The following is a 21,352-nucleotide window of genomic DNA, read 5'->3' as shown; positions in this document are numbered from 1 at the left end:
TAATGAGAGTATTTTAACATGATAAACTGAAAATCCTTCATGATAGGGAGGATTCAAGTTAAATATTCAGAAAATTTAGTACAATCTCCACTAAGAAATAGTATTGGGGGAATTGTATGTGAAGACATTGAAATCAATCTTACTTTGGAGCGTTATTACAGCAGTAGGAGCAGGTGCTTTTGGGGTAATAGCTTTATCACAAGGTGAAACCATTAATGCTGTATGGCTCTTAGTAGCTGCCGTATGTGTATATGCAGTTGCTTATCGCTTTTATAGTAGATTTATAGCGAGAAAGGTTTTTAATTTAGATGATAATCGGCAAACACCAGCCCATACATTAAACGATGGGAAAGACTATGTTCCAACAAATAAGTGGGTATTGTTTGGACATCACTTTGCAGCGATTGCTGGGGCGGGACCTTTAGTGGGACCGATTTTAGCAGCACAAATGGGATATTTACCAGGGACCATTTGGATTATTGTTGGGGTAGTTGTTGCGGGAGCTGTCCAAGATTTTGTCATTTTATTTGCTTCGATGAGACGTAATGGTAAATCGTTAGGAGAAATGATTAAAGATGAGATTGGACCTGCTACAGGACTAATTGCAATGATAGGTATTTTAGGAATTATGATTATTTTATTAGCAGTATTAGCGTTAGTCGTAGTAAAGGCACTAATCGGAAGTCCTTGGGGAATGTTTACGATAGCAGCAACGATTCCTATCGCTATTTTAATGGGAGTTTATATGCGGTATATTAGGCCTGGTCGTGTTGGAGAAGGATCAGTAATTGGTATTATCCTACTTATTTTATCTCTTGTTGGAGGACAGTATGTAGCAGAAAATCCAACACTTGCAAGTATGTTCACATTTAGTGGTGAAACAATTGCTATTATGCTTATTGTATATGGATTTATTGCATCTGCATTACCAGTTTGGATGTTATTAGCACCACGTGATTATTTAAGTACATTTTTAAAAGTCGGAACAATTGTAGGTTTAGCAATCGGTATTTTAATTGTAGCACCAGATTTACAAATGCCAGCAGTTTCAAAATTTATTGATGGAACTGGTCCTGTGTTCTCTGGAAACTTATTCCCGTTCTTATTTATTACTATTGCTTGTGGTGCAGTGTCTGGATTCCATGCTCTCGTTTCATCAGGTACGACGCCGAAGATGATTGAGCAAGAGGGACACGCACAGCCAATCGGTTATGGAGCAATGTTAATGGAGTCGTTTGTAGCAGCGATGGCGATGATTGCAGCTTGTGTATTAACACCGGGAACGTATTTTGCAATTAATAGTCCCGCAGCACTTATCGGTACAGATGTCTCGCAGGCAGCTCAAGTTATTTCCTCATGGGGATTTGCTATTACACCAAATGAACTAAAAGATCTCGCTGTAAATGTTGGAGAGCAAACGATTTTATCACGTACAGGTGGTGCGCCAACATTAGCGATAGGTATGGCATATATTTTCTCACAAGTAATAGGTGGAACGGCCATGATGGCATTTTGGTATCATTTTGCGATTCTCTTTGAAGCTCTATTCATTTTAACAACAATTGATGCCGGAACGCGTGTCGGCCGATTTATGATTCAAGATATTTTAGGGCATGTATATAAGCCATTTGGGAAAACGGATTCTACATTAGCGAATGTAATCGCTACAACATTATGTGTATTAGGGTGGGGATATTTTTTATACCAAGGGGTAATAGATCCGCTCGGTGGAATTAATACATTATGGCCACTTTTCGGTATTGCAAATCAAATGCTAGCAGGTATTGCATTATTACTTGGAACGACAATTTTGTTCAAAATGGGAAAAAAGGCGTACGTTTGGGTAACACTTATTCCAACTGTCGGGTTGCTGATTGTAACGATGACGGCGGGGTATCAAAAGCTATTTCATGAAAATCCTAAAATTGGATTTCTATCGCATGCAAAGGTATTTCAGGGAGCATTAGATGAGGGAAAAGTGTTAGCGCCAGCTAAAAATGTCGCTCAAATGAAGCAAATTATTTTCAATGATTATATCGATGCAGCGCTTTGCGGAATTTTTATGATAGTTGTAATTGCTGTGTTAATTTCAGCACTTCGAATTTGGATCCAAGTATTAAGAAATAAGCCAATGCCGTTAAAAGAGGCACCATATATTCCTAGAGATGAAAGTGAGTCGAGGAACTATGCTTAAAAAGTTGTGGCAAGTATGGAGTGAAAGAAAACGCTTTATTAGTTTGCTCGTTGGGGTACCAAGTTATGAAGTATACGTAGAGCATATGAAACAACATCATCCTGAAGAAGAGGTTTTATGTCAAAAGCAGTTTTTTGCTGAGGCACAAGAAGCAAGATTTAACGCAAAGGGTGGAAAAATATCACGCTGTTGTTAATGAAAAAAGGGCGAGTTTTCGCCCTTTTTATTTTTTGCTGTTTCACGTGGAACAGCAAAAAATAAACAAAAACTTTGGGAATTAAAGGTATTTCGTATACAATAAAGTGAGGAAGGGGATAGATGGAAAAGTAGGGAGATTATTTTATGTTAAGAGACTTATTTGTAAATACAACAATTATTCTTTCCTTTATTTTTATTGGAGGACAGCTTTTAAGGGATAAGCCGTTAAAAGAAGGATTCTCTTTTTGGCAGAAATGTGTAGTCGGTATTTTTACTGGAATATTAGGTATATTGCTAATGTATTTCGGTGTTCATGTTGGTACTATCCTATTAGATTTGCGCTACTTAGCTGTCATTTTAGCCGTTATAATTGGAGGACCAATAGCAAGTACTATAACTGTAGGTATGATTTTAGTAATTAGGCTATTATTTATGGATTATTCATTAGCTTCTCAAGTGGCTTTTTATACAATCATTGCAATAGGAATAGGTAGCATCTTTCTTTCGCGTATGAGGCTTTCCTTAGGGGAAAAGTGGGTATGGTTACACACATATATTTTATCTATTCTAATTCCAGCGCTATATATATGGTTAATTAAAGACATTCAAGTAGTAGGATTATATTTCATTTCTAGTATTACTACAGGTTACATAACATTCATAAGTGCAAACTATGTTTTACAATCTAACGAGTTATTTCAAACGATGAAGCAATACGCGACGATAGATGCATTGACAAGACTAGGAAACGTAAGGCAGTTTGATTTAGAGATGAATCGTCATATTAGTAATAAGAACATGAAAAATGATCCATTTTGTTTATTGCTTATAGATATTGATCACTTTAAGTATGTAAATGATATGTATGGGCATCCTGCAGGGGACGAAGTGTTAAAACAAGTAGGATGTATTTTACGAGAAACTTCACAATTTCCGGATTTGGCTTTTCGAAAGGGTGGAGAGGAGTTTGCGCTTTTGATACCAAATATGGGATTAGCTTACGGAGTTCGTGTGGGCGAGCAAATTCGTACAGCTGTTGAAAATCACCCATTTCAATTGTTAGATGGAAAGAAAATAAAAATTACGGTTTCGGTAGGAGTTTCAGAATATGAAGAATCACCGGAGCAATTTATTCAAGCGGCGGATGATGCGTTATACTACTCGAAACGAAATGGGAGAAATAAGGTCAGCTCTGCATCTTAAAGATAAGATGACCAGAAGACATAAAGCTTATAAAAAACACTCACAGAGGCAATGTATGAACTTTGTGAGTGTTTTTTATTTATATATTAGACAAGTTCTTTTGATACAACGAATTTACGATATGCACCATGGTGAGTTGGACCTACGTATTCGTTAATTTTGAATGAGTAACGAATAGCAGCTGTGATGAATTCTTTAGCAGTTTTTACTGCTTCTTTCACAGGTTTTCCTTTTGCAAGTTCTGCTGTAATTGCAGCAGAATATGTGCAACCTGCGCCGTGTGTATTTGTAGTATCAATTTTTTCTGATTCTAAAAGATCGAATGTTTCTCCATCATATAGGACGTCGATTGCAGTTTCCGTACCAAGTTTGCTTCCACCTTTAATTAGTACGTATTTGGCACCTAAAGCGTGGATTTTCTTCGCTGCTTCTTTCATGTCCTCAAGAGAATTAATTTTCACACCGCTTAATTGGTAAGCTTCAAATAAGTTTGGCGTTACAACTAATGCCTTTGGCACAAGAACGTCACGTAAGCAATCGTTCGTTTCAGGGTGTAATGCTTCATCTGCACCTTTACATACCATAACAGGGTCAACTACTACATTTTTGAAATTGTGCTTTTCGATTGTTTCTGCAACCATTTCAATAATTTCTACTGATCCAAGCATACCTGTTTTTAAAGCGTCTACGCCAACACCTTCAATTGTTGTTTCTAATTGTGGTTTTAATGTAGAAGCTGGGATTGGAAATACGTTATGTGCCCAACCGTTATGTGGATCCATCGTTACGATTGTTGTAAGAGATGTCATTCCGTATACGCCCAGTTCTTGGAATGTTTTTAAATCTGCTTGTATACCAGCACCGCCACTTGTGTCAGAACCAGCGATAGTAAGTGCTTTATTTAATGTCATTATGAAAGCCCCCTCGAGTGATATAATGAAAACTATGTTCTCACCATTATATCAATGTTACGAATAAGTACAAAGTGAAAAGTAGATGATTTATTTTAAGAGCTATTTAAAATCTTGTATGCAGGAGACTGAGTATGTTTCGAGATAATCGTACAAATGAATTAGTTATATTAAAGGAAATTGCAGAAACATTAAATACATCAAATGATACATATCATGTATTGCAAGCTGTCCTAGAGAAATTACTAAGTGTAACAGGCTTAACGACAGGATGGATTTTTCTTGCGGATGAAAATGGGAAGTATACGAAGTTGATTGATTACCAATTACCAGAGGCACTTACATATGAAAATAAACGCCCGATGTGCGAAGGTGAGTGTTGGTGTTTACGAGGTTTTGTAGATGGGAAATTAGAAAGAGCCGTTAATATTATTGAATGTAAAAGAATTAATAATGCAATTGAATATAATTGGGGAGATACGGAGGGCATTCTTCATCATGCTACTGTTCCTTTAAAAGCTGGAGGAGAAAAATTTGGGTTGTTAAATGTTGCAAGTCCGGGTAAAACACATTTTTCGGAAGAAGAATTAGTATTACTCCAATCGGTTGCTTTCCAAATTGGTACGGCTTTAAAGCGAACAAAATTATATGAAAATGAAAAAAGAAGAGCACATTATTATGTGAAATTAGAGCGTTTCATTCAAGATTTAAAAACGATTCATAAGTTTAATGTATTACCTGAAAAGGTGGTAAATCACGTAGGTGAAGTATTTCAATGGAATCAAGTGGCGCTTTTTATTAGGGAGGAAAAAGAATTATCTTTGCGAGCGTCTTACGTTCAGGAAGAATTACAAGAGGATGTAAAAGAGGCGGCCAAGAAGGCGTTAGAGCAAGATCAACCAGTTCTAATAAAACATCAAATAGGACATAATGTACATCTAAATCGAGCTGTTATTGCTACACCAATACATATTCAAAACCATATATTTGGTGTTTTATGTGTTAGCTTGAATAATGGAGGGTTTGATGCTAATACAATAGATGTAATTCAAGCGCTGTCGAACCATGTTTCATTAATAATAGAGAATTTAAGGCTAAACGAACAGCGTCGTGAACTTGTAAGAATGGAAGAAAGAAATCGGCTAGCAAGAGATTTACATGATTCTGTTTCGCAAAAATTATTTTCATTAACCTTCATGACAAAAGGCGCCGAGGCAGTTTTAAAAGGTAAAAATGAAAAGGTAGATCAATCTTTGCATGAGATGCGTGAACTTGCGCAAGGAGCTTTGAAAGAAATGAGGACATTAATTTGGCAGCTTCGTCCGGCAGGATTAGAAAAAGGATTATTGCCAGCTCTAAAGAAGTACGGTCAAAATTTGGGACTGAAAATAAGGGAGCAAGTTACGGGTGTTCGTGATTTACCGCGTGTAGTAGAAGAAGGTTTGTGGCGCATAGGCCAAGAAGCACTGAACAATGTAAGTAAGCATGCAGGTGTAAAAGAAGCGACGATTTATTTTACAGTGAATGAGAAAAATGTATCATTAGAAATAGTTGATGAAGGAAAGGGCTTTGTGGAAAAGAATATAAAAGAAAAGAAATCACTAGGTATGACTACGATGCGCGAAAGAGTAGAATTAGTTGGTGGAACAATTAAAATTGTAAGTGATAAGAAAAGAACAAGTGTAAAAATAAACGTACCATTATGATGTGAAAATGAGGGAAGTTCGTGAAAATAAAAGTATTGTTAGTTGATGATCATACAGTTGTTTTAAAAGGATTAGCATTTTTCTTAAGTACACAGGAAGATTTAGAGTTAGTTGGAGAAGCGAATAATGGGAAAGAAGCGTTAGTGAAAGTAGGAGAAACAAATCCTGATGTTATATTAATGGATTTATATATGCCTGAAATGGATGGTGTTGAGGCGACGGCATATATTAAAAAAGAGTATCCAAATGTGAAAGTAATTGTATTGACTAGTTTTTCTGATCAGGCGCATGTGTTACCTGCATTAAGGGCTGGAGCAAGTGGGTATATTTTAAAAGATGTAGAACCGGATCAGCTTGTTGAGGCTATTCGAAGCGCATATAAAGGTAATATTCAATTACATCCGGATATAGCAAATGCTCTTCTCTCTCAAACATTACCTGTAGAAGAAAAGGAAGAAGAACCTTCTATTCAAGTGGATGTGCTAACAGCGAGAGAAAATGAAGTATTGCAGCTATTAGCAAAAGGGATGAGCAATAAGGAAATTGCATCTGTTTTAGTTATTACAGAAAAGACAGTTAAGGCGCATGTAAGTAGCATTTTGAGTAAGTTGAATTTATCTGATCGTACGCAAGCGGCATTATATGCAGTGAAAAATGGAATTGTATAAGACGAAAGTCGTAAGACCAAGTTCGCCTTTAGAAGGTGGACTTTTTTTATGGAAAAATACGTCTATGTGAGGACGAAATTGTCTTTATATAAAGATAGAATATGTTGGTAAGCAACAAAACAACAATTACAAGGGATACCTTTTTTGAAAGCATATAACAACATAAGAGTGAGTACTAGGAGGAATAAATAATGGCAACAGTTTTATTCGTTAAAGCAAATAACCGTCCAGCGGAACAAGCAGTTAGTGTAAAATTATATGAGGCATTTTTAGCAAACTATAAAGAAGCACACCCAAATGATACAGTAGTAGAACTTGATTTATATAAAGAAGAATTACCATATGTAGGCGTAGACATGATCAATGGTACATTCAAGGCAGGTAAAGGCTTTGATTTAACAGAAGAAGAAGCAAAAGCAGTAGCAGTTGCTGATAAGTATTTAAATCAATTCCTAGAAGCTGATAAAGTTGTTTTCGGCTTCCCATTATGGAACTTAACGATTCCAGCAGTATTGCACACATATATTGATTATTTAAACCGTGCTGGTAAAACGTTCAAATATACGCCAGAGGGTCCAGTTGGCCTAATCGGAGATAAGAAGATTGCATTATTAAATGCAAGAGGCGGCGTATATTCAGAAGGTCCAGCAGCTGAGGTAGAAATGGCTGTTAAATATGTAGCAAGTATGATGGGCTTCTTCGGCGCAACAAACATGGAAACAGTAGTTATTGAAGGGCATAACCAATTCCCAGATAAAGCAGAAGAAATCATCGCTGCAGGTCTTGAAGAAGCAGCTAAAGTAGCAAGTGAATTTTAATTAAAATTATAATCGTCACTCGAAAAAACAGTATTAACGTTTACATGTTAATGCTGTTTTTTATATTTTTAGTTCATCAGCAAGTTTTTCTAATGTATTTCGATCTTGTATATAATATGTTCGGCCTTCTTTTCTTAAATAATTTTGTTGGCAAAACTGATTTAATACATATAAAAGATGACGGTAGCTGACATTTAAATATTCCGAGGCCTCGGTATGCTTTTCTATATAACAATTATTTTGCTCTGTTAATAAAATAAAAGCAGCTAATCGATTTTCAAAAGGATAACTATAGTTTTTTGCGTAATTTTCAGTGCGAGTAATTGTCTTTTCTCCAATAAATTTACATAAGTGCTGTAAAAACGTTGCATCTTGTAATAAAAGTTGCTGACAATCTTTAAGAGGAAGTGCCAAACATACACAATCTTCTAGTACTTCAACGGATTTAGTAATATTTTCTACTCCTATTAATCCTAATTCTCCGATAAAAGATGGTGCTTGAATAAAGTTAATTAATGAAACCTTCCCGTTTTGATGACTCATATATATTTTTGCTTTCCCAGAAATTAAGTAATAGAGATAAGGGAGAGCATTTCCTTCGCTACATATCATCTCTTTCGTTTGAAAAGAATGCAGCTCTACATATGGCAAGACATGAAATGAAAATAGGGTATGGAATTGATGGATTCGCATGTATTGATAAATTTCTTCCTCATTTTTGCTGATTTTCATATTTTCACCCCCCATGTATAGTATGAGATATCTCCTATTATCTTTACAAGAAGGAATGATACGATTTATGTAAATTTGTTTTTGTAGAAAAGAGAGTGTGATGAATTTATGAAAAAATATAAAACATTGTTATTTGATGTAGATGATACATTACTAGATTTCCAAAGGGCTGAAAAAGTGGCTTTACGGGTGCTTTTTGAAGAGAAGGGAATCCCTTTAACAGACGAGATAGAGGCTCGTTATAAAAAAATAAATAAAGGTCTTTGGGATGCTTTTGAAAAAGGAGAACTATCACGCAATGAAGTTGTAAATACACGATTTTCTCTGTTGTTTAAAGAGTATGGAGAAGAAGTAGATGGAATATTATTCGAAAATAATTATCGTAACTACTTAGAAGAAGGAAATCAACTCATGCAAGGTGCGTTTGAATTTATAAATCAAATTCAAGGAGAGTATGAATTGTATATAGTGACAAATGGTGTTTCTAAGACGCAAGATAAACGTTTGCGTAATGCAGGTTTACATTCATTATTTAAAGATGTTTTTGTTTCGGAAGATACAGGTTTTCAAAAACCGATGAAAGAGTATTTTGATTATGTTTTTGAACGGATTCCTAACTTTGCACCTGAAGCAGGGCTGATTATTGGAGATTCATTAAGCGCTGATATTAAAGGTGGATATGTAGCGGGAATTGATACTTGTTGGTTTAATCCAGAAAGAAAATTAAATGATAGTGGGATTATACCGACATATGAATTGCATAATTTTGAAGAATTATACGCTCTATTAAAACAGTTTGTTTAATGAAAATAGATGATTCGGGTTTATTTTACATGAATCATTTTTTTCTAAGGTATTTTTCGAGTTAGTATGGAATATAATTCTTTTGTTGCTTTATATGAAACTGTTAACATTTATTTTAGAACATTCAGAAAAACTGTTTGACATTAGGAAATTATTGCTATAAAATCAACGGTAATTGCATAGTCTTATCAAGAAAAGGTGGAGGGACAGGCCCGATGAAACCTTGGCAACAGCCGTATAACGGAATTGTGCCAAATCCTGCAGGTAGTAATCCTGAGAGATAAGAAAGAGCCTTTAGAGCGTGTTTTCAAACTGCTCCTTTCTTGTTTTCAGGAAAGGGGCAGTTTTTTATTTTGTATAAAAGAAAGGAGAATGAGAGATGGGAGAATCATGGGGAAAAGGAACGATTTGTGTGCAAGGTGGCTATACGCCAAAGAATGGTGAACCACGTGTTTTACCACTTTATCAAAGCACAACGTATAAATACGATACTTCGGATGATTTAGCAGCTCTATTTAACTTAGAGGCAGAAGGATATATTTATACGCGTATTGGAAACCCTACTCTAGCCGCATTTGAGCAGAAGTTATCAGATTTAGAAGGCGGTGTAGGAGCTGTTGCAACGGCTTCTGGGCAAGCAGCTATTATGCTCGCCGTTTTAAATATTTGTAGTAGTGGGGATCATTTACTTTGTTCTTCAACGGTTTACGGGGGAACGTTTAATTTATTTGGAGTGAGTTTGCGTAAACTGGGCATTGATGTTACGTTCTTTAATCCAAATTTAACGGCAGATGAAATTACGGCGCTTGCTAATGACAAGACGAAACTTATCTATGCAGAATCGTTAGGAAATCCAGCGATGAATGTTTTAAATTTTAAAGAATTTTCAGCTGCCGCTAAAGAATTAGAGGTACCTTTTATCGTTGATAATACATTAGCAACTCCTTATTTATGCCAGGCGTTTGAACATGGGGCCAATATTATTGTTCATTCTACGACTAAATATATCGATGGGCATGCGAGCTCCTTAGGCGGTATTGTAATTGACGGTGGAAACTTTGATTGGACAAATGGGAAGTATCCTGAACTTGTTGAACCAGATCCAAGTTATCATGGTGTAAGTTACGTTCAAAACTTTGGTGCAGCAGCGTATATTGTGAAAGCACGTGTTCAGCTATTAAGAGATTATGGAAATTGTATGAGCCCATTCAATGCATATATTAGCAATATTGGCTTAGAAACATTGCATTTACGAATGGAACGTCATAGTGAAAATGCTCTTGCAGTTGCTAATTGGCTTGCTAATCATGAACGTATTGAATGGGTGAATTATCCGGGCTTAGATAGTAATGAAAATTACTCATTAGCACAACAGTATTTGAAAAAAGGTGCTAGTGGTGTTTTAACTTTCGGTATTAAAGGCGGATTAGAAGCAGCAAAAGAATTTATCGCAAATGTAAAACTAGCAACTCTCGTAACGCACGTAGCTGATGCACGAACTTGCGTTATACATCCTGCTAGTACGACGCATAGACAATTAAATGCTGAAGATCAGCGTTTAGCTGGTGTTACATCTGATTTAATTCGTTTATCGGTTGGTATAGAAGATGTTTCTGATATTATTGCAGATTTAGAAGCAGCTCTAGTTGGAGGCAAAACACATGCCGATCATAATTGATAAAGATTTACCGGCTCGCAAAGTGTTGCAAAAAGAAAATATTTTTGTAATGACGAAGGAGCGGGCAGAAACACAAGATATACGTGCTTTGAAAATTGCTATATTAAATTTAATGCCAACGAAGCAAGATACAGAGGCGCAATTACTTCGCTTAATTGGAAACACACCGTTACAATTAGATGTTCATTTGCTTCATATGGAATCACATCTATCTCGTAATGTAACGCAAGAACATTTAACAAGCTTTTATAAAACGTTTCGTGATATTGAAAATGAAAAGTTTGATGGGCTTATTATTACAGGAGCGCCAGTGGAGACCCTTGCTTTTGAAGAGGTAGATTATTGGGAAGAGCTTAAACATATTATGGAGTATTCAAAAACGAATGTAACATCTACGCTTCATATTTGCTGGGGAGCACAGGCTGGTTTGTACTATCATTATGGCGTTCCAAAGTATCCTCTTAAGGAAAAAATGTTCGGTGTGTTTGAACATGAAGTTTGCGAGCAACATGTGAAACTGTTACAAGGGTTTGATGAATTGTTTTTTGCCCCGCATTCTCGTCATACAGAAGTACGAGAGAGTGATATTAGAGAGGTGACAGAATTAACACTGTTAGCAAACTCTGAGGAAGCAGGTGTTCACCTTGTTATTGGGCAAGGAGGAAGACAAGTGTTTGCGCTTGGGCATAGTGAATATAGTTGTGACACGTTAAAGCAAGAATACGACCGGGACCGCCAAAAAGGGTTAAATATTGATGTGCCGAAAAACTATTTTAAGCATAATAATCCAAATGAGAAGCCGCTTGTACGGTGGAGGAGCCATGGGAATCTATTATTCTCTAATTGGCTGAATTATTACGTGTATCAAGAAACCCCTTATATATTGTAAAGAAAGATTGTGTAACACGTGGTAACGTTTTCCTTGTAAAGATTAACCTTTATTTTTCCGAATGTTCAAAATACATTGTTTTTCAGGTTTTTTACTCATATAATTTCATCTAAACACAATTTTTGAGGGGTGGAAAGTACTATGAAAGAAATTCAAGTTGGGTTATTAGGTCTTGGGACGGTTGGCAGTGGTGTGGTTCGTATTATTACGGATCATCAAGAACGACTCATACACCAAGTAGGTTGTCCAGTGAAGGTAACGAAAGTATTAGTGCAAAACATTGAGAAAGAGAGAGAGGTAGAGGTACCTTCTACTCTATTAACACAAGATGCACATGAAATTTTAGATAATCCAAATATTGATGTTGTCATCGAAGTGATGGGTGGCATTGATGATGCAAAATCATATATTTTACAAGCTTTAAAAAGCGGAAAGCATGTTGTAACTGCAAATAAAGACTTAATGGCATTACATGGAGCTGAATTATTAGCGACAGCAAAAGATAATAAGGCTGATTTATTCTATGAGGCGAGTGTGGCAGGGGGAATTCCAATTTTACGCAGTATCGTAGAAGGATTTTCTTCAGATCTTATTACGAAAGTAATGGGAATTGTAAATGGAACGACTAATTTTATTTTGACGAAAATGTCAGACGAAGGGAGAGCATATAACGACGTGTTAAAAGAAGCCCAACAACTTGGATTTGCAGAAGCGGATCCAACATCAGATGTAGAAGGTTTAGATGCAGCAAGAAAAATGACAATTTTGGCTACCCTTGGTTTCTCTACAAATGTAGAGCTTGGAGATGTGAAGGTAAAAGGGATTACTTCTATTACAGAAGAAGATATTGAATACAGTAAGAGTTTAGGATACACGATTAAATTAATCGGTCTTGCGAAGCGAGATGGTGAAAAATTAGAGGTTACAGTTGAACCGACTTTACTTCCAAATACACATCCTCTTGCGGCCGTGCAAAACGAATATAACGCTGTATATGTGTATGGTGAAGCAGTTGGAGAAACAATGTTTTATGGACCAGGTGCAGGAAGTTTACCGACAGCAACGGCTGTTGTTTCCGACCTAGTAGCTGTAATGCAAAATATTAGATTAGGGGTAACAGGAAATAGTGCTGTAGTCCCGCAATATCAAAAGGTACTAAAAGAGCCAGACGAAATTGTTGTGAAGAAGTTTTTAAGACTTCATGTAAAAGATGAAATTGGTGTATTTGCAAAGATCACTTCATTATTCTCTGAGCGCGGAGTTAGCTTTGAAAAAATTATTCAAATGCCGCTTGAAGAGAAAGGAAAGGCTGAAATTGTAATTGTAACGCATCGTGCGTCTCTTGCTGATTATGATTATCTTCTACATACGTTGCAAGGGTATGAAGAAATAGATTGTTTGAAAGCGAACTATCGAATTGAAGGGGATGCTAAGTAGTATCTCTTACCATAAAACAGAAAGAGCCTATTAAGCAGCTTGCTTAATAGGCTCTTTTCTATTTAAAATCTGCGTACCAACTTGAATAAATGCTTGGATAATCCAGCCTGTTGTAAAGGATAAGATGATTGTTCCAAAATAGATAGGTCCATCTAATAAAAAGCTTAGCGTTAAAAATAAAAAGGCTAATGAAATCTCTGTTCTTCTAAACGTCCATTTTTTCTTCTCAGCAACCGTTAAAACGAAAGCTTCTTGAGGTGCTGGGCAAAGGTTCGTAGAGACGTAAAGGCCAATTCCAGCTCCAACAAATAGATTTCCGCAAATAAGTGTTATATATTTTGGAAGAGAGCGGATAGCATCCATAATAGTTGTAGTGGAACCAATCCAATCAACAAAAAGAGAAATAAGAACCATCGTTACGATAGTACCAATTGTTATTTGTTTTTTATTCCAAAAAAGTACGATAAGTGTAAAAGCGAAGTTAATCATGAAAATCCAAAAACCTATACTTATCCCGAAATTTTGATATAGTGCAATAAAGAAGGAATCATAAGGGCTAAGTCCAAAGGAAGTAATGGTCGTCATCATATTAATACCGATGGCGAGAATGAGTAGACCGCCAATGAAAAATATATATTCTAATTTGAATCGAAACATAGTTGTATATCCTTTCAAAATGTATTTGCTAGGAAAGGATATATTGTGGAAAGCTTACCAGGTCAAGGGAGAATTTTTGTGAGAAGGGGAAAATGAGATGACAAATATAAGAAAGATTGCTGAACTTGCTGGGGTATCTATTTCAACTGTTTCACGTGTACTAAATAATCATCCTTATGTGAATGAACAGAAACGAAAAGAAATTTTAGCAATTATAGAAGAATTAAATTATACGCAAAATGTGAATGCAATTCATTTAGTGAAGGGAAAAACGAATGTAATTGGCGTTTTATTACCGCACGTAAATGATCAATATTATAGCGCTATTATTGAAGGAATATCGAAGGAAACAGCAAAGAATAATTATAATATGATGCTTTGCCAGACGAATTATAGCGAAGAAAGAGAACTAGAAATTTTAAATATGTTAAAAATGAAAAAGCTTGATGGGGTTATTATTTGTTCTCGGGCAAATAGTAAGGAGAAGCTTGAAGAATATACGAAATTCGGCCCGATTGTTATGTGTGAAGAAATAGATTCAAAATGCATTTCAAGTGTCCATATCGATTACTACAAAGTATTTTCACATGGGATGAAAAGCTTAATAGATACCGGTCATACACGTATTGGATATTGTATTGGAAGAAGTAATAGCGTTAATAGCCAAAGACGAAAGAAGGCGTATGAAGATTCGCTTCAACAGAGTACCGTAACACCGTTAGAGACCTGGAAATTTGAGGGTTGTTTTACAGTGGAAGATGGACGCAATGTAATTAGAGAATGGGCTCATATGTCAGTAAAACCGACGGCGTTCCTTGTATCTTGTAACCATATTGCAGCGGGGATGGTTACAGAAGCAAAAAAACAAGGAATTCGTATTCCGGGTGATATTACGATTATCGGGTGTGATGATCAAGAGGTGGCAGATATATTGGGTATAACGACGATTTCGCATTCTAGTAAAAACGTTGGAATGAGAGCGTTTGAATTATTATATGAAAAGATTAGTGAAGAGAAATTAGATGTGAAGCATATAGAGTTATTACCAGAGTTAGTAGATAGAGAAACGACATAATTGAGAAGGTGTGAGAATCGCTTTTCAAAATTTCGTTTGGTATAATTATGGACAATCTATGAGGGCTAAAAGGGGTTTTGATATGAGATCAAAAGTAGTAAAAGTAATTCTACTCATTACAATTGCATCTTTCTGTTTATTTGCATATGGCTTTGTTTCAGGTGTAAATGATGTATTAAATCCAAAAGCTTCAAATTTAATTAAAAAGACCGATGTAGTAGCAAAAGAGAAAAGGAAAACGGGAACATTACAAATCGTTAGTTTAGGTGATTCATTAACGCGTGGCGTTGGTGATAAAGAAGGAATTGGTTATGTTGGGCGAATGAAAGAGGATTTACAAAAAGATTATAAGCAAAAAATTGCATTAACAAATTTAGCAGTTAGTGGTGCAAAAATGCCCGATTTATTAAAACAAATTGAAAGTAATGGCGCTAAATATTCAATTAAGCAAGCAGATGTAATCGTGTTAACGATTGGTGGGAATGATTTGTTCCCGGGCTGGGAATCGCTTGGGAAAATAGATTTAGAGACGTATCGTCCTGACACAGAAACATTTCAAAATGAAGCAAAGAAAATTATAGAAGAAATTCGTAAATTAAATACAGATAGTCCGATTTTTTGGCTTGGTTTATACAATCCTTTTGAAGATGTAGAAGATTTAAAAGGGTCTTCAAACATTGTTGTGGACTGGAATGCATCTTTAGAGAAGTTAGCGCTAAACGATAAAAATGTGTATATTACACCGACATTTGATTTATTCCAAAACCGCGGGAAAGATTTATTATACTCTGATCATTTTCATCCGAACGAAGTAGGTTATACGTATATGGCAGAACGTTTAGTTCAAAACGTTGTAAGTAAATTAAAACTAGAACAAGGAGGGGTAAAATGACGACGATACTTTCTGTACGAGACTTGAAGAAGATAATTGGAAAGAAGACTCTTGTAGAGAATATTTCCTTTGATGTAAAGCAAGGAGAAGTGTTCGGGTTCTTAGGACCAAATGGTGCTGGAAAGACGACTACCATTCGAATGTTAGTCGGATTGATTAAGGCGACAGAAGGTACGATTTCTATCGGTGGTTATTCGATTAAGGAAAATTTCAGAGAAGCGATGCGTCAAATTGGGAGTATCGTTGAAAACCCAGAACTGTACACATATTTAACGGGATGGGAAAATTTAAAGCAATTTGCTCGTATGTTAGGTGATATATCAGATGAACGTATTATTGAAATTGCTGAAATGGTTCATTTAGATGAAAGAATTCATGACAAGGTAAAAACGTACTCACTTGGTATGAAACAACGCCTTGGAATTGCGCAGGCGCTCCTTGGGAATCCAAAATTGCTCATATTAGATGAGCCAACGAATGGTTTAGATCCAGCAGGGATTAGAGAACTTAGGGAATTTATACATAAGCTTGTAAAAGAAGAAAATATGAGCGTGTTTATTTCAAGTCACTTGCTAAGTGAAGTGCAAATGATATGCGATCGCGTTGCTATTATTCATAAAGGAAAGATGATAACAGTTGCCAAGGTTGAAGAATTAATTAAAACAGCAAGCGATCGTGTAGAATGGATTGTTACACCGATTTCTAAGGCGAAAGATATGCTAGAAGCGGCCGAGGAAATAAGAGAAGTGAGTGTAGAAGGCGAGCGATTACTATGCCGCATGGATATTGCATCTATAAGTAGTTGGAATAAACACTTTGTTGAAAATGAAATAGATGTACATAGCGTTAAGGAGCTCATATTTACGCTAGAAGATTTATTTATTGAACTCACAAGGGGTGAGCAGCATGCGTGAATTTGCGAATCTAGTTTTAAATGAATCAGAAAAGATTTACCGCAAGAAACGTATTTTTGTTGTCATGCTTATTTTAGCAATCTTGATCCCGCTTTTTGTGTACGCGCAGTATCGTGAAATAGAAACGACACAAAAAAGACTCGGTACAACTGATTGGAAGGTTTCATTACAACAGCAAATTGTTGATTCTCAAAATCGATTGAACAATTCTAGGTTGCCAGAAGAATGGCGTGATTGGTTAAAGGTAAGAGTTGAGCAACAACAATATTATTTAGATCATGATATTAACCCGATGGCACCGGGTGCACCGACTTTTGTCAGAGCATTTATTGAACAAGGAATTACGTTATTTATTCCGCTTCTCGTAATGATTGTCGCCATTGATATCGTTTCAGGAGAACGAAGTGATGGGACGATGAAGATGTTACTTACGCGGCCGATTCGGCGCTGGAAAATACTCCTTAGTAAATACGTGACGATGTTATTTTTCATTTCGCTCATACTGTTTCTTGTAGGTTTGTTTGCTTACATATTATCAGGGCTTGTATTTGGGTACTCGGGATGGAATTTACCTGTTTTAACAGGATTCGTCATTGATAAGGAAACGTTAAATACGAACTTTGTACATCTTATTCCGCAGTGGCAATACATCTTAATGGCGTATGGACTAGCCTGGTTTGTTGCTATCGTTGTTGGAACTATATCATTTATGGTCTCTGTTTTAATTCGTAATACACCAGCTGGTATGGGCGTTATGCTAGCTGCATTAATTGCAGGCGGTATTTTAAGCTCGTTCGCAACATCTTGGGAAGGCGCCAAGTATATTTTTAGTGTGAATTTATCATTAACGGATTATTTATCAGGAAAATTACCTGCATTACAAGGTTTATCGATGGGGTTTTCTTTGATGAATTTAACTGTTTGGGCAGTTGTTTCTCTTGTTATTTCGTTCGTAGTATTTACAAGACAGGATATGGTGAATTAATTAGACAGGAAGTGACAGTATGGAAAATGTTTTAAAGAATGATTGGGAGCCACTATTGGCACCAGAATTCGAGAAAGAGTACTATCTTACTCTATCCAGTTTTTTGACAGAAGAATACAGCATGCATGTTGTTTATCCGAAGGTAGAAGATATCTTTAACGCTCTTCAGTATACAAGTTATGAAAATACAAAGGTTGTTATTTTAGGACAAGATCCATATCATGGACCGAATCAAGCGCATGGTTTAAGCTTTTCTGTACAACCTGGTGTTAAAACACCACCATCATTGTTAAATATGTATAAAGAACTTCGAGATGAATATGGTTATGAAATCCCGAATAACGGTTATTTAGTAAAATGGGCGGAACAAGGAGTATTACTACTAAATACCGTATTAACAGTTCGTGAAGGCGAAGCAAATTCTCATAAGGGAAAAGGATGGGAGCACTTCACAGATCGTGTAATTGAACTGTTGAACGAACGTGAAAAGCCAGTTATTTTCATATTGTGGGGGCGCCATGCGCAGGCGAAGAAGAAGTTAATTACGAATCCGAATCATCATATTATCGAATCTGTACATCCAAGCCCATTATCGGCAAGACGTGGTTTCTTTGGTAGTAAGCCATATTCTAAAGTAAATACGATTTTAGCTAATATGGGCGAAAGAGAAATTGATTGGGAAATTCCAAATTTATAAATAGAAAAGGTAGTTAACAGTCGTTAACTACCTTTTTATTATCATTGTTGCTCGTTCTTTAATTTTGCATCTAGTACAAAAGTACCAAATGGGATAACTGATGAAACGAATGCTCCAAGTGCCCATAAAATTGATTTACGGTGTACGATTGTTACTTGAATTACTGCAAAGATGAATAGAATAAATAGAACACCATGAGCCATGCCTGTAATTTTAACAGCTGTTGCAAATCCTGCGAAATATTTTAATGGCATTGCTACAAATAATAGTAATAGGAAAGAAATACCCTCAACTAGTCCAATTGCTCTTAATCGTCCGATTGGTGTAGATAACATAAAGTAGCCTCCTTTAACGTATGCTTGTATATAGTAAATTTGTATTCTTTTTCAAAATAAAATAGTCTATTTTGTTTCATTATATACAAAAAGAAAGTTTACACTACGAGAATAGTGCAAAGTTCAAAATATAGTCACAAAAGCATGAGAATTTAAATAAAAACCTATTTGAAGTATTTGACTTCAAATAGGTTTTGTGAATGAAAATATTAAACAAGTACATCCGTTTTTAAAACGAATTTCTCTACAACTTTTGCAACACCATCGTTCATATTTGTATCTGTTACGTAGTTTGCAATTTCTTTAATATCATCAGGTGCATTGCCCATTGCAACGCCAAGACCAGCAAATTCAATCATTGCTTGGTCGTTATAGCTATCGCCCATTGCGATAACTTCTTCACGCTTAATGCCAAGCTTTTGAATCAGTTTGTTTAAGCTCGTTCCTTTTGTAACACCGGCTTCTGTAAATTCTAAGAAGAATGGTTTCGAACGCATCACGCTTAATTGGTCTTCTAGTTGTTTTTGTAGTTTCTTTTCAACTTCAACAAGGCGTTCAGCCTCTTTATTCATTAATACTTTTACTACAGGCTCTTTAACTGCGGCTTTAAAGTCATCTACTACAACAATTGGCATACCAGTAATATCGCCCTCAATTTCAGTATAAGGATTATTTTCTTCCGTTACGATATCATCGCCCATATAAGTATGAATCCATACATCTTCAGTTTTACTAATTTCAAATAGGTTGTGAACGATTTCAGGAGATAGCGTACTACTAAAGATTTCTTCGTTTGTTTTACAGTTAATAATTTTTGCACCATTAAAAGATAAAATGAAACTGCCGTATTCTTCTAAACGAAGCTCTTTGGCTACATTGCGCATACCAAACGTTGGACGTCCAGAAGCAAGTACAACCTTTACCCCTTGCTCTTGTGCAGTCATTAACGCTTCTTTCGTACGAGGTGAAATAGTATGGTCATCACGTAATAAAGTATCATCTAAATCTAAAACAATCATTTTATAAGTCATATAGAAAATTCCTTTCTTTAATTGAAATCAAAATACATGTTCATGAAGATGTTGAGGAATAATAGTAAGACATCAAACCTCTTTGAAAAGAAGTAGATAAATTATTATGAGTGTGTTGCTCATAATATTGGTTAATAATCATTGGGGGTGAATAAAACCCCAATGATTAAAGTTTGATTTTATCGTAACAACTCTAAAGGTAGAGTGCAATAATGGAAGTTTTCCAATTTACGATATTTGTTTTGCTGTGGAACGAGAAAATAGTATTTCTAGCAAGATTGCCATTACAGATCCAAGAACGAGACCATTACTTAAAAACGATGCTAGAAATGGTGGAAGTGTGGAATATGCTCCTGCTGGAACAAACATAACTCCGACTCCTGTAAAGATTGAAAGACCGGCTACTTTAAATAATCGTTCTTTATCCTGGACAGTTTCGTATTCTCGAAAGGCGAGGCCAATCATGCTTGCGAATACAGGATAAATAGCGGCATAACCAACTGCAACAGGGATTGCTGCAAAGAATGAAGTAATCTTTGGAAATATACTAACGACAATAATAAAGCTTGACCCTAATATAAACGGGAGACGTTTATAAATATTAGTCGTTGCAATAAAACCTGCTGATCCAGAAATAGCGACAGGCCCAATAGCTGAAAACAGGCCGCCTAGCAATTGGTTGATTCCTGTTATAATGCCAGCTTGTTTAAAACGATCTGATGCAGCATTTTCTTCATATTTAGAGACAACCTTTTGTACAACGCGAATACTTGCTAACATATTTGTTAGAAGTAAGAGTGTAACGAAAATGACTGTAATTACCATATTCCATTCAACACGAGGCATTCCGAAAACAAATAAGGACGGAAAACGGATTATGTCTGTCACTGGTGTTATTGGATTAGATAATCCGAAGCATGCGAATAATATCCAGCCGCATATGATACTGAAAAGAACGGAATATTGTCCAATAATAGGTAGCTTCATGATGAAAAAGGATAGTAAAATAACAATGAGTGAAAGAATAAATACGTTAGGTTGTACTTCTGTATGTTTTCCATCAAGGCCAAACATTCCCTTTAAGAAGGAGCCACTAAGCTGCGCGACAAGAAGAAATAAATACGTTCCAATGACTGTCGGTGTAAAATAGCGAACAAGTTTATCAATAAGTCCAAAAACGCTAAGAATAATACAAATAATACCGCTTAATAAGAAAGCATATTGAAGAACTTTAAGTGTCTCATTGCTGGATCCAAATAATACGACACCTAAACTTGCGTAAAGGGAGAAAATTCCCCACCAAAGGCCAGCAGGACCTTCTTGAATAGGAAGTTTATGCCCAAATATAGCTTGCAAGAGACCAGCAAAGCCTAGAACAAATAACGTTCTTTGTACGAATGCGATAGCTTCAGCGCCATCAAGACCATAACTAGTTGCGACACTAATTGGTACAATAAGGCTTCCAGCTAAAATAAATAGTGCCCATTGTAAGGCGGAAAGAAATGTCTTCATTATATCAACCTCTTTC

21 protein-coding genes and 1 riboswitch are annotated in these 21,352 nt (G+C 35.9%); of the genes, 15 read left to right on the top strand and 6 right to left on the bottom strand.

The window, feature by feature from the left end; genetic code table 11:
* The first annotated feature begins 118 nt into the window (after positions 1-118).
* From cstA to AXW78_RS26000, 3 genes are all read left to right on the top strand, one after another.
* Positions 119-2,194, top strand: a complete 2,076-nt coding sequence (gene cstA, locus AXW78_RS26010; RefSeq protein WP_061884811.1) for a carbon starvation protein CstA — start codon at positions 119-121, stop codon at positions 2,192-2,194.
* On the top strand, positions 2,187-2,390 hold the full coding sequence (locus AXW78_RS26005; RefSeq protein ID WP_000914506.1) for a YbdD/YjiX family protein: 204 nt from the start codon (positions 2,187-2,189) through the stop codon (positions 2,388-2,390). The genes cstA and AXW78_RS26005 overlap by 8 nt, the downstream gene beginning before the upstream one ends.
* A gap of 146 nt (positions 2,391-2,536) precedes the next feature.
* Complete coding sequence (locus AXW78_RS26000) at positions 2,537-3,595, top strand: GGDEF domain-containing protein (RefSeq protein ID WP_000942903.1); 1,059 nt, start codon at positions 2,537-2,539, stop codon at positions 3,593-3,595.
* A gap of 86 nt (positions 3,596-3,681) precedes the next feature.
* On the opposite strand, the gene pdxK is transcribed toward AXW78_RS26000, so the two are convergent.
* Positions 3,682-4,506, bottom strand: coding sequence for a pyridoxine/pyridoxal/pyridoxamine kinase (gene pdxK, locus AXW78_RS25995; protein ID WP_000174252.1), 825 nt, complete (start codon positions 4,504-4,506; stop codon positions 3,682-3,684).
* Positions 4,507-4,640: 134 nt separating this feature from the next.
* Here pdxK and AXW78_RS25990 point away from each other — a divergent pair, with 134 nt between their 5' ends.
* From AXW78_RS25990 to AXW78_RS25980, 3 genes are all read left to right on the top strand, one after another.
* Positions 4,641-6,212 (top strand): GAF domain-containing sensor histidine kinase, encoded by a 1,572-nt coding sequence (locus AXW78_RS25990; protein ID WP_061884810.1) that lies wholly within the window; start codon positions 4,641-4,643, stop codon positions 6,210-6,212.
* A gap of 20 nt (positions 6,213-6,232) precedes the next feature.
* Complete coding sequence (locus tag AXW78_RS25985) at positions 6,233-6,880, top strand: response regulator (protein ID WP_000695799.1); 648 nt, start codon at positions 6,233-6,235, stop codon at positions 6,878-6,880.
* A 191-nt stretch (positions 6,881-7,071) separates the two neighbouring features.
* Positions 7,072-7,698, top strand: coding sequence for an FMN-dependent NADH-azoreductase (locus AXW78_RS25980; protein WP_000246723.1), 627 nt, complete (start codon positions 7,072-7,074; stop codon positions 7,696-7,698).
* A 60-nt stretch (positions 7,699-7,758) separates the two neighbouring features.
* Here AXW78_RS25980 and AXW78_RS25975 read toward each other — a convergent pair whose 3' ends face one another.
* Positions 7,759-8,430, bottom strand: coding sequence for a transcriptional regulator YeiL (locus AXW78_RS25975; protein WP_000703323.1), 672 nt, complete (start codon positions 8,428-8,430; stop codon positions 7,759-7,761).
* A 108-nt stretch (positions 8,431-8,538) separates the two neighbouring features.
* On the opposite strand from AXW78_RS25975, the gene AXW78_RS25970 reads away from it, so the two are divergent.
* The 4 genes from AXW78_RS25970 to AXW78_RS25955 all read left to right on the top strand — a co-directional run bounded on the left by AXW78_RS25970 (position 8,539) and on the right by AXW78_RS25955 (position 13,238).
* Positions 8,539-9,234, top strand: coding sequence for a YjjG family noncanonical pyrimidine nucleotidase (locus tag AXW78_RS25970; protein ID WP_061884809.1), 696 nt, complete (start codon positions 8,539-8,541; stop codon positions 9,232-9,234).
* 182 nt (positions 9,235-9,416) lie between these two features.
* A riboswitch (SAM riboswitch) is annotated at positions 9,417-9,521 on the top strand.
* Between the two features lie 92 nt (positions 9,522-9,613).
* On the top strand, positions 9,614-10,912 hold the full coding sequence (locus AXW78_RS25965) for a bifunctional O-acetylhomoserine aminocarboxypropyltransferase/cysteine synthase (protein WP_000504782.1): 1,299 nt from the start codon (positions 9,614-9,616) through the stop codon (positions 10,910-10,912).
* Entirely contained in the window at positions 10,896-11,801 is a 906-nt protein-coding gene (gene metA / locus AXW78_RS25960; protein WP_001121539.1) for a homoserine O-acetyltransferase MetA, read from the top strand. Before AXW78_RS25965 ends, metA begins: the two co-directional genes overlap by 17 nt.
* A gap of 141 nt (positions 11,802-11,942) precedes the next feature.
* Positions 11,943-13,238 carry a homoserine dehydrogenase gene (locus tag AXW78_RS25955; RefSeq protein ID WP_061884808.1) on the top strand — a complete coding sequence of 432 codons (1,296 nt, stop codon included), beginning with the start codon at positions 11,943-11,945 and terminating at the stop codon, positions 13,236-13,238.
* A gap of 30 nt (positions 13,239-13,268) precedes the next feature.
* Here the strand turns inward: AXW78_RS25955 and AXW78_RS25950 are convergent, their stop codons facing one another.
* Entirely contained in the window at positions 13,269-13,895 is a 627-nt protein-coding gene (locus AXW78_RS25950) for a YczE/YyaS/YitT family protein (protein WP_000488229.1), read from the bottom strand.
* A 97-nt stretch (positions 13,896-13,992) separates the two neighbouring features.
* Here AXW78_RS25950 and AXW78_RS25945 point away from each other — a divergent pair, with 97 nt between their 5' ends.
* Genes AXW78_RS25945 through AXW78_RS25925 form a run of 5 tightly spaced genes read left to right on the top strand, consistent with a single transcriptional unit; the run spans position 13,993 to position 18,458 of the window.
* The gene (locus AXW78_RS25945; protein WP_000181946.1) at positions 13,993-14,970 is read left to right on the top strand and encodes a LacI family DNA-binding transcriptional regulator; all 978 of its coding nucleotides are present in this window, start codon (positions 13,993-13,995) and stop codon (positions 14,968-14,970) included.
* Between the two features lie 10 nt (positions 14,971-14,980).
* Complete coding sequence (locus AXW78_RS25940) at positions 14,981-15,862, top strand: SGNH/GDSL hydrolase family protein (RefSeq protein WP_002164264.1); 882 nt, start codon at positions 14,981-14,983, stop codon at positions 15,860-15,862.
* Complete coding sequence (locus AXW78_RS25935; RefSeq protein ID WP_000207704.1) at positions 15,859-16,776, top strand: ABC transporter ATP-binding protein; 918 nt, start codon at positions 15,859-15,861, stop codon at positions 16,774-16,776. Before AXW78_RS25940 ends, AXW78_RS25935 begins: the two co-directional genes overlap by 4 nt.
* A complete protein-coding gene (locus AXW78_RS25930) occupies positions 16,769-17,761 on the top strand; it encodes a DUF2705 family protein (protein ID WP_001206477.1) in 993 nt (330 codons plus the stop codon). The genes AXW78_RS25935 and AXW78_RS25930 overlap by 8 nt, the downstream gene beginning before the upstream one ends.
* 19 nt (positions 17,762-17,780) lie before the next feature.
* A complete protein-coding gene (locus tag AXW78_RS25925) occupies positions 17,781-18,458 on the top strand; it encodes a uracil-DNA glycosylase (RefSeq protein WP_000432516.1) in 678 nt (225 codons plus the stop codon).
* A gap of 41 nt (positions 18,459-18,499) precedes the next feature.
* Here the strand turns inward: AXW78_RS25925 and AXW78_RS25920 are convergent, their stop codons facing one another.
* From AXW78_RS25920 to AXW78_RS25910, 3 genes are all read right to left on the bottom strand, one after another.
* Positions 18,500-18,793, bottom strand: a complete 294-nt coding sequence (locus tag AXW78_RS25920) for a DUF3817 domain-containing protein (protein WP_000953396.1) — start codon at positions 18,791-18,793, stop codon at positions 18,500-18,502.
* 209 nt (positions 18,794-19,002) lie between these two features.
* Entirely contained in the window at positions 19,003-19,824 is an 822-nt protein-coding gene (locus AXW78_RS25915; protein WP_061884807.1) for a Cof-type HAD-IIB family hydrolase, read from the bottom strand.
* Between the two features lie 228 nt (positions 19,825-20,052).
* Entirely contained in the window at positions 20,053-21,336 is a 1,284-nt protein-coding gene (locus AXW78_RS25910) for a purine/pyrimidine permease (protein ID WP_000847032.1), read from the bottom strand.
* Positions 21,337-21,352 lie beyond the last annotated feature (16 nt).

This window comes from Bacillus thuringiensis (genome assembly GCF_001595725.1).
GTDB lineage: Bacteria > Bacillota > Bacilli > Bacillales > Bacillaceae_G > Bacillus_A > Bacillus_A thuringiensis_K.
Note: the sequence above shows the minus strand (reverse complement) of the source record. Positions and strands in the feature narration are given on the sequence as shown.

Coding starts and splice junctions, on each gene's coding strand:
- AXW78_RS26005 (WP_000914506.1), top strand. CDS start 2,187: ATGCTTAAAAAGTTGTGGCAAGTATGGAGTGAAAGAAAACGCTTTATT.
- AXW78_RS26000 (WP_000942903.1), top strand. CDS start 2,537: ATGTTAAGAGACTTATTTGTAAATACAACAATTATTCTTTCCTTTATT.
- pdxK (WP_000174252.1), bottom strand. CDS start 4,506: ATGACATTAAATAAAGCACTTACTATCGCTGGTTCTGACACAAGTGGC.
- AXW78_RS25990 (WP_061884810.1), top strand. CDS start 4,641: ATGTTTCGAGATAATCGTACAAATGAATTAGTTATATTAAAGGAAATT.
- AXW78_RS25980 (WP_000246723.1), top strand. CDS start 7,072: ATGGCAACAGTTTTATTCGTTAAAGCAAATAACCGTCCAGCGGAACAA.
- AXW78_RS25975 (WP_000703323.1), bottom strand. CDS start 8,430: ATGAAAATCAGCAAAAATGAGGAAGAAATTTATCAATACATGCGAATC.
- AXW78_RS25970 (WP_061884809.1), top strand. CDS start 8,539: ATGAAAAAATATAAAACATTGTTATTTGATGTAGATGATACATTACTA.
- AXW78_RS25965 (WP_000504782.1), top strand. CDS start 9,614: ATGGGAGAATCATGGGGAAAAGGAACGATTTGTGTGCAAGGTGGCTAT.
- metA (WP_001121539.1), top strand. CDS start 10,896: ATGCCGATCATAATTGATAAAGATTTACCGGCTCGCAAAGTGTTGCAA.
- AXW78_RS25955 (WP_061884808.1), top strand. CDS start 11,943: ATGAAAGAAATTCAAGTTGGGTTATTAGGTCTTGGGACGGTTGGCAGT.
- AXW78_RS25950 (WP_000488229.1), bottom strand. CDS start 13,895: ATGTTTCGATTCAAATTAGAATATATATTTTTCATTGGCGGTCTACTC.
- AXW78_RS25945 (WP_000181946.1), top strand. CDS start 13,993: ATGACAAATATAAGAAAGATTGCTGAACTTGCTGGGGTATCTATTTCA.
- AXW78_RS25935 (WP_000207704.1), top strand. CDS start 15,859: ATGACGACGATACTTTCTGTACGAGACTTGAAGAAGATAATTGGAAAG.
- AXW78_RS25930 (WP_001206477.1), top strand. CDS start 16,769: ATGCGTGAATTTGCGAATCTAGTTTTAAATGAATCAGAAAAGATTTAC.
- AXW78_RS25925 (WP_000432516.1), top strand. CDS start 17,781: ATGGAAAATGTTTTAAAGAATGATTGGGAGCCACTATTGGCACCAGAA.
- AXW78_RS25920 (WP_000953396.1), bottom strand. CDS start 18,793: ATGTTATCTACACCAATCGGACGATTAAGAGCAATTGGACTAGTTGAG.
- AXW78_RS25915 (WP_061884807.1), bottom strand. CDS start 19,824: ATGACTTATAAAATGATTGTTTTAGATTTAGATGATACTTTATTACGT.
- AXW78_RS25910 (WP_000847032.1), bottom strand. CDS start 21,336: ATGAAGACATTTCTTTCCGCCTTACAATGGGCACTATTTATTTTAGCT.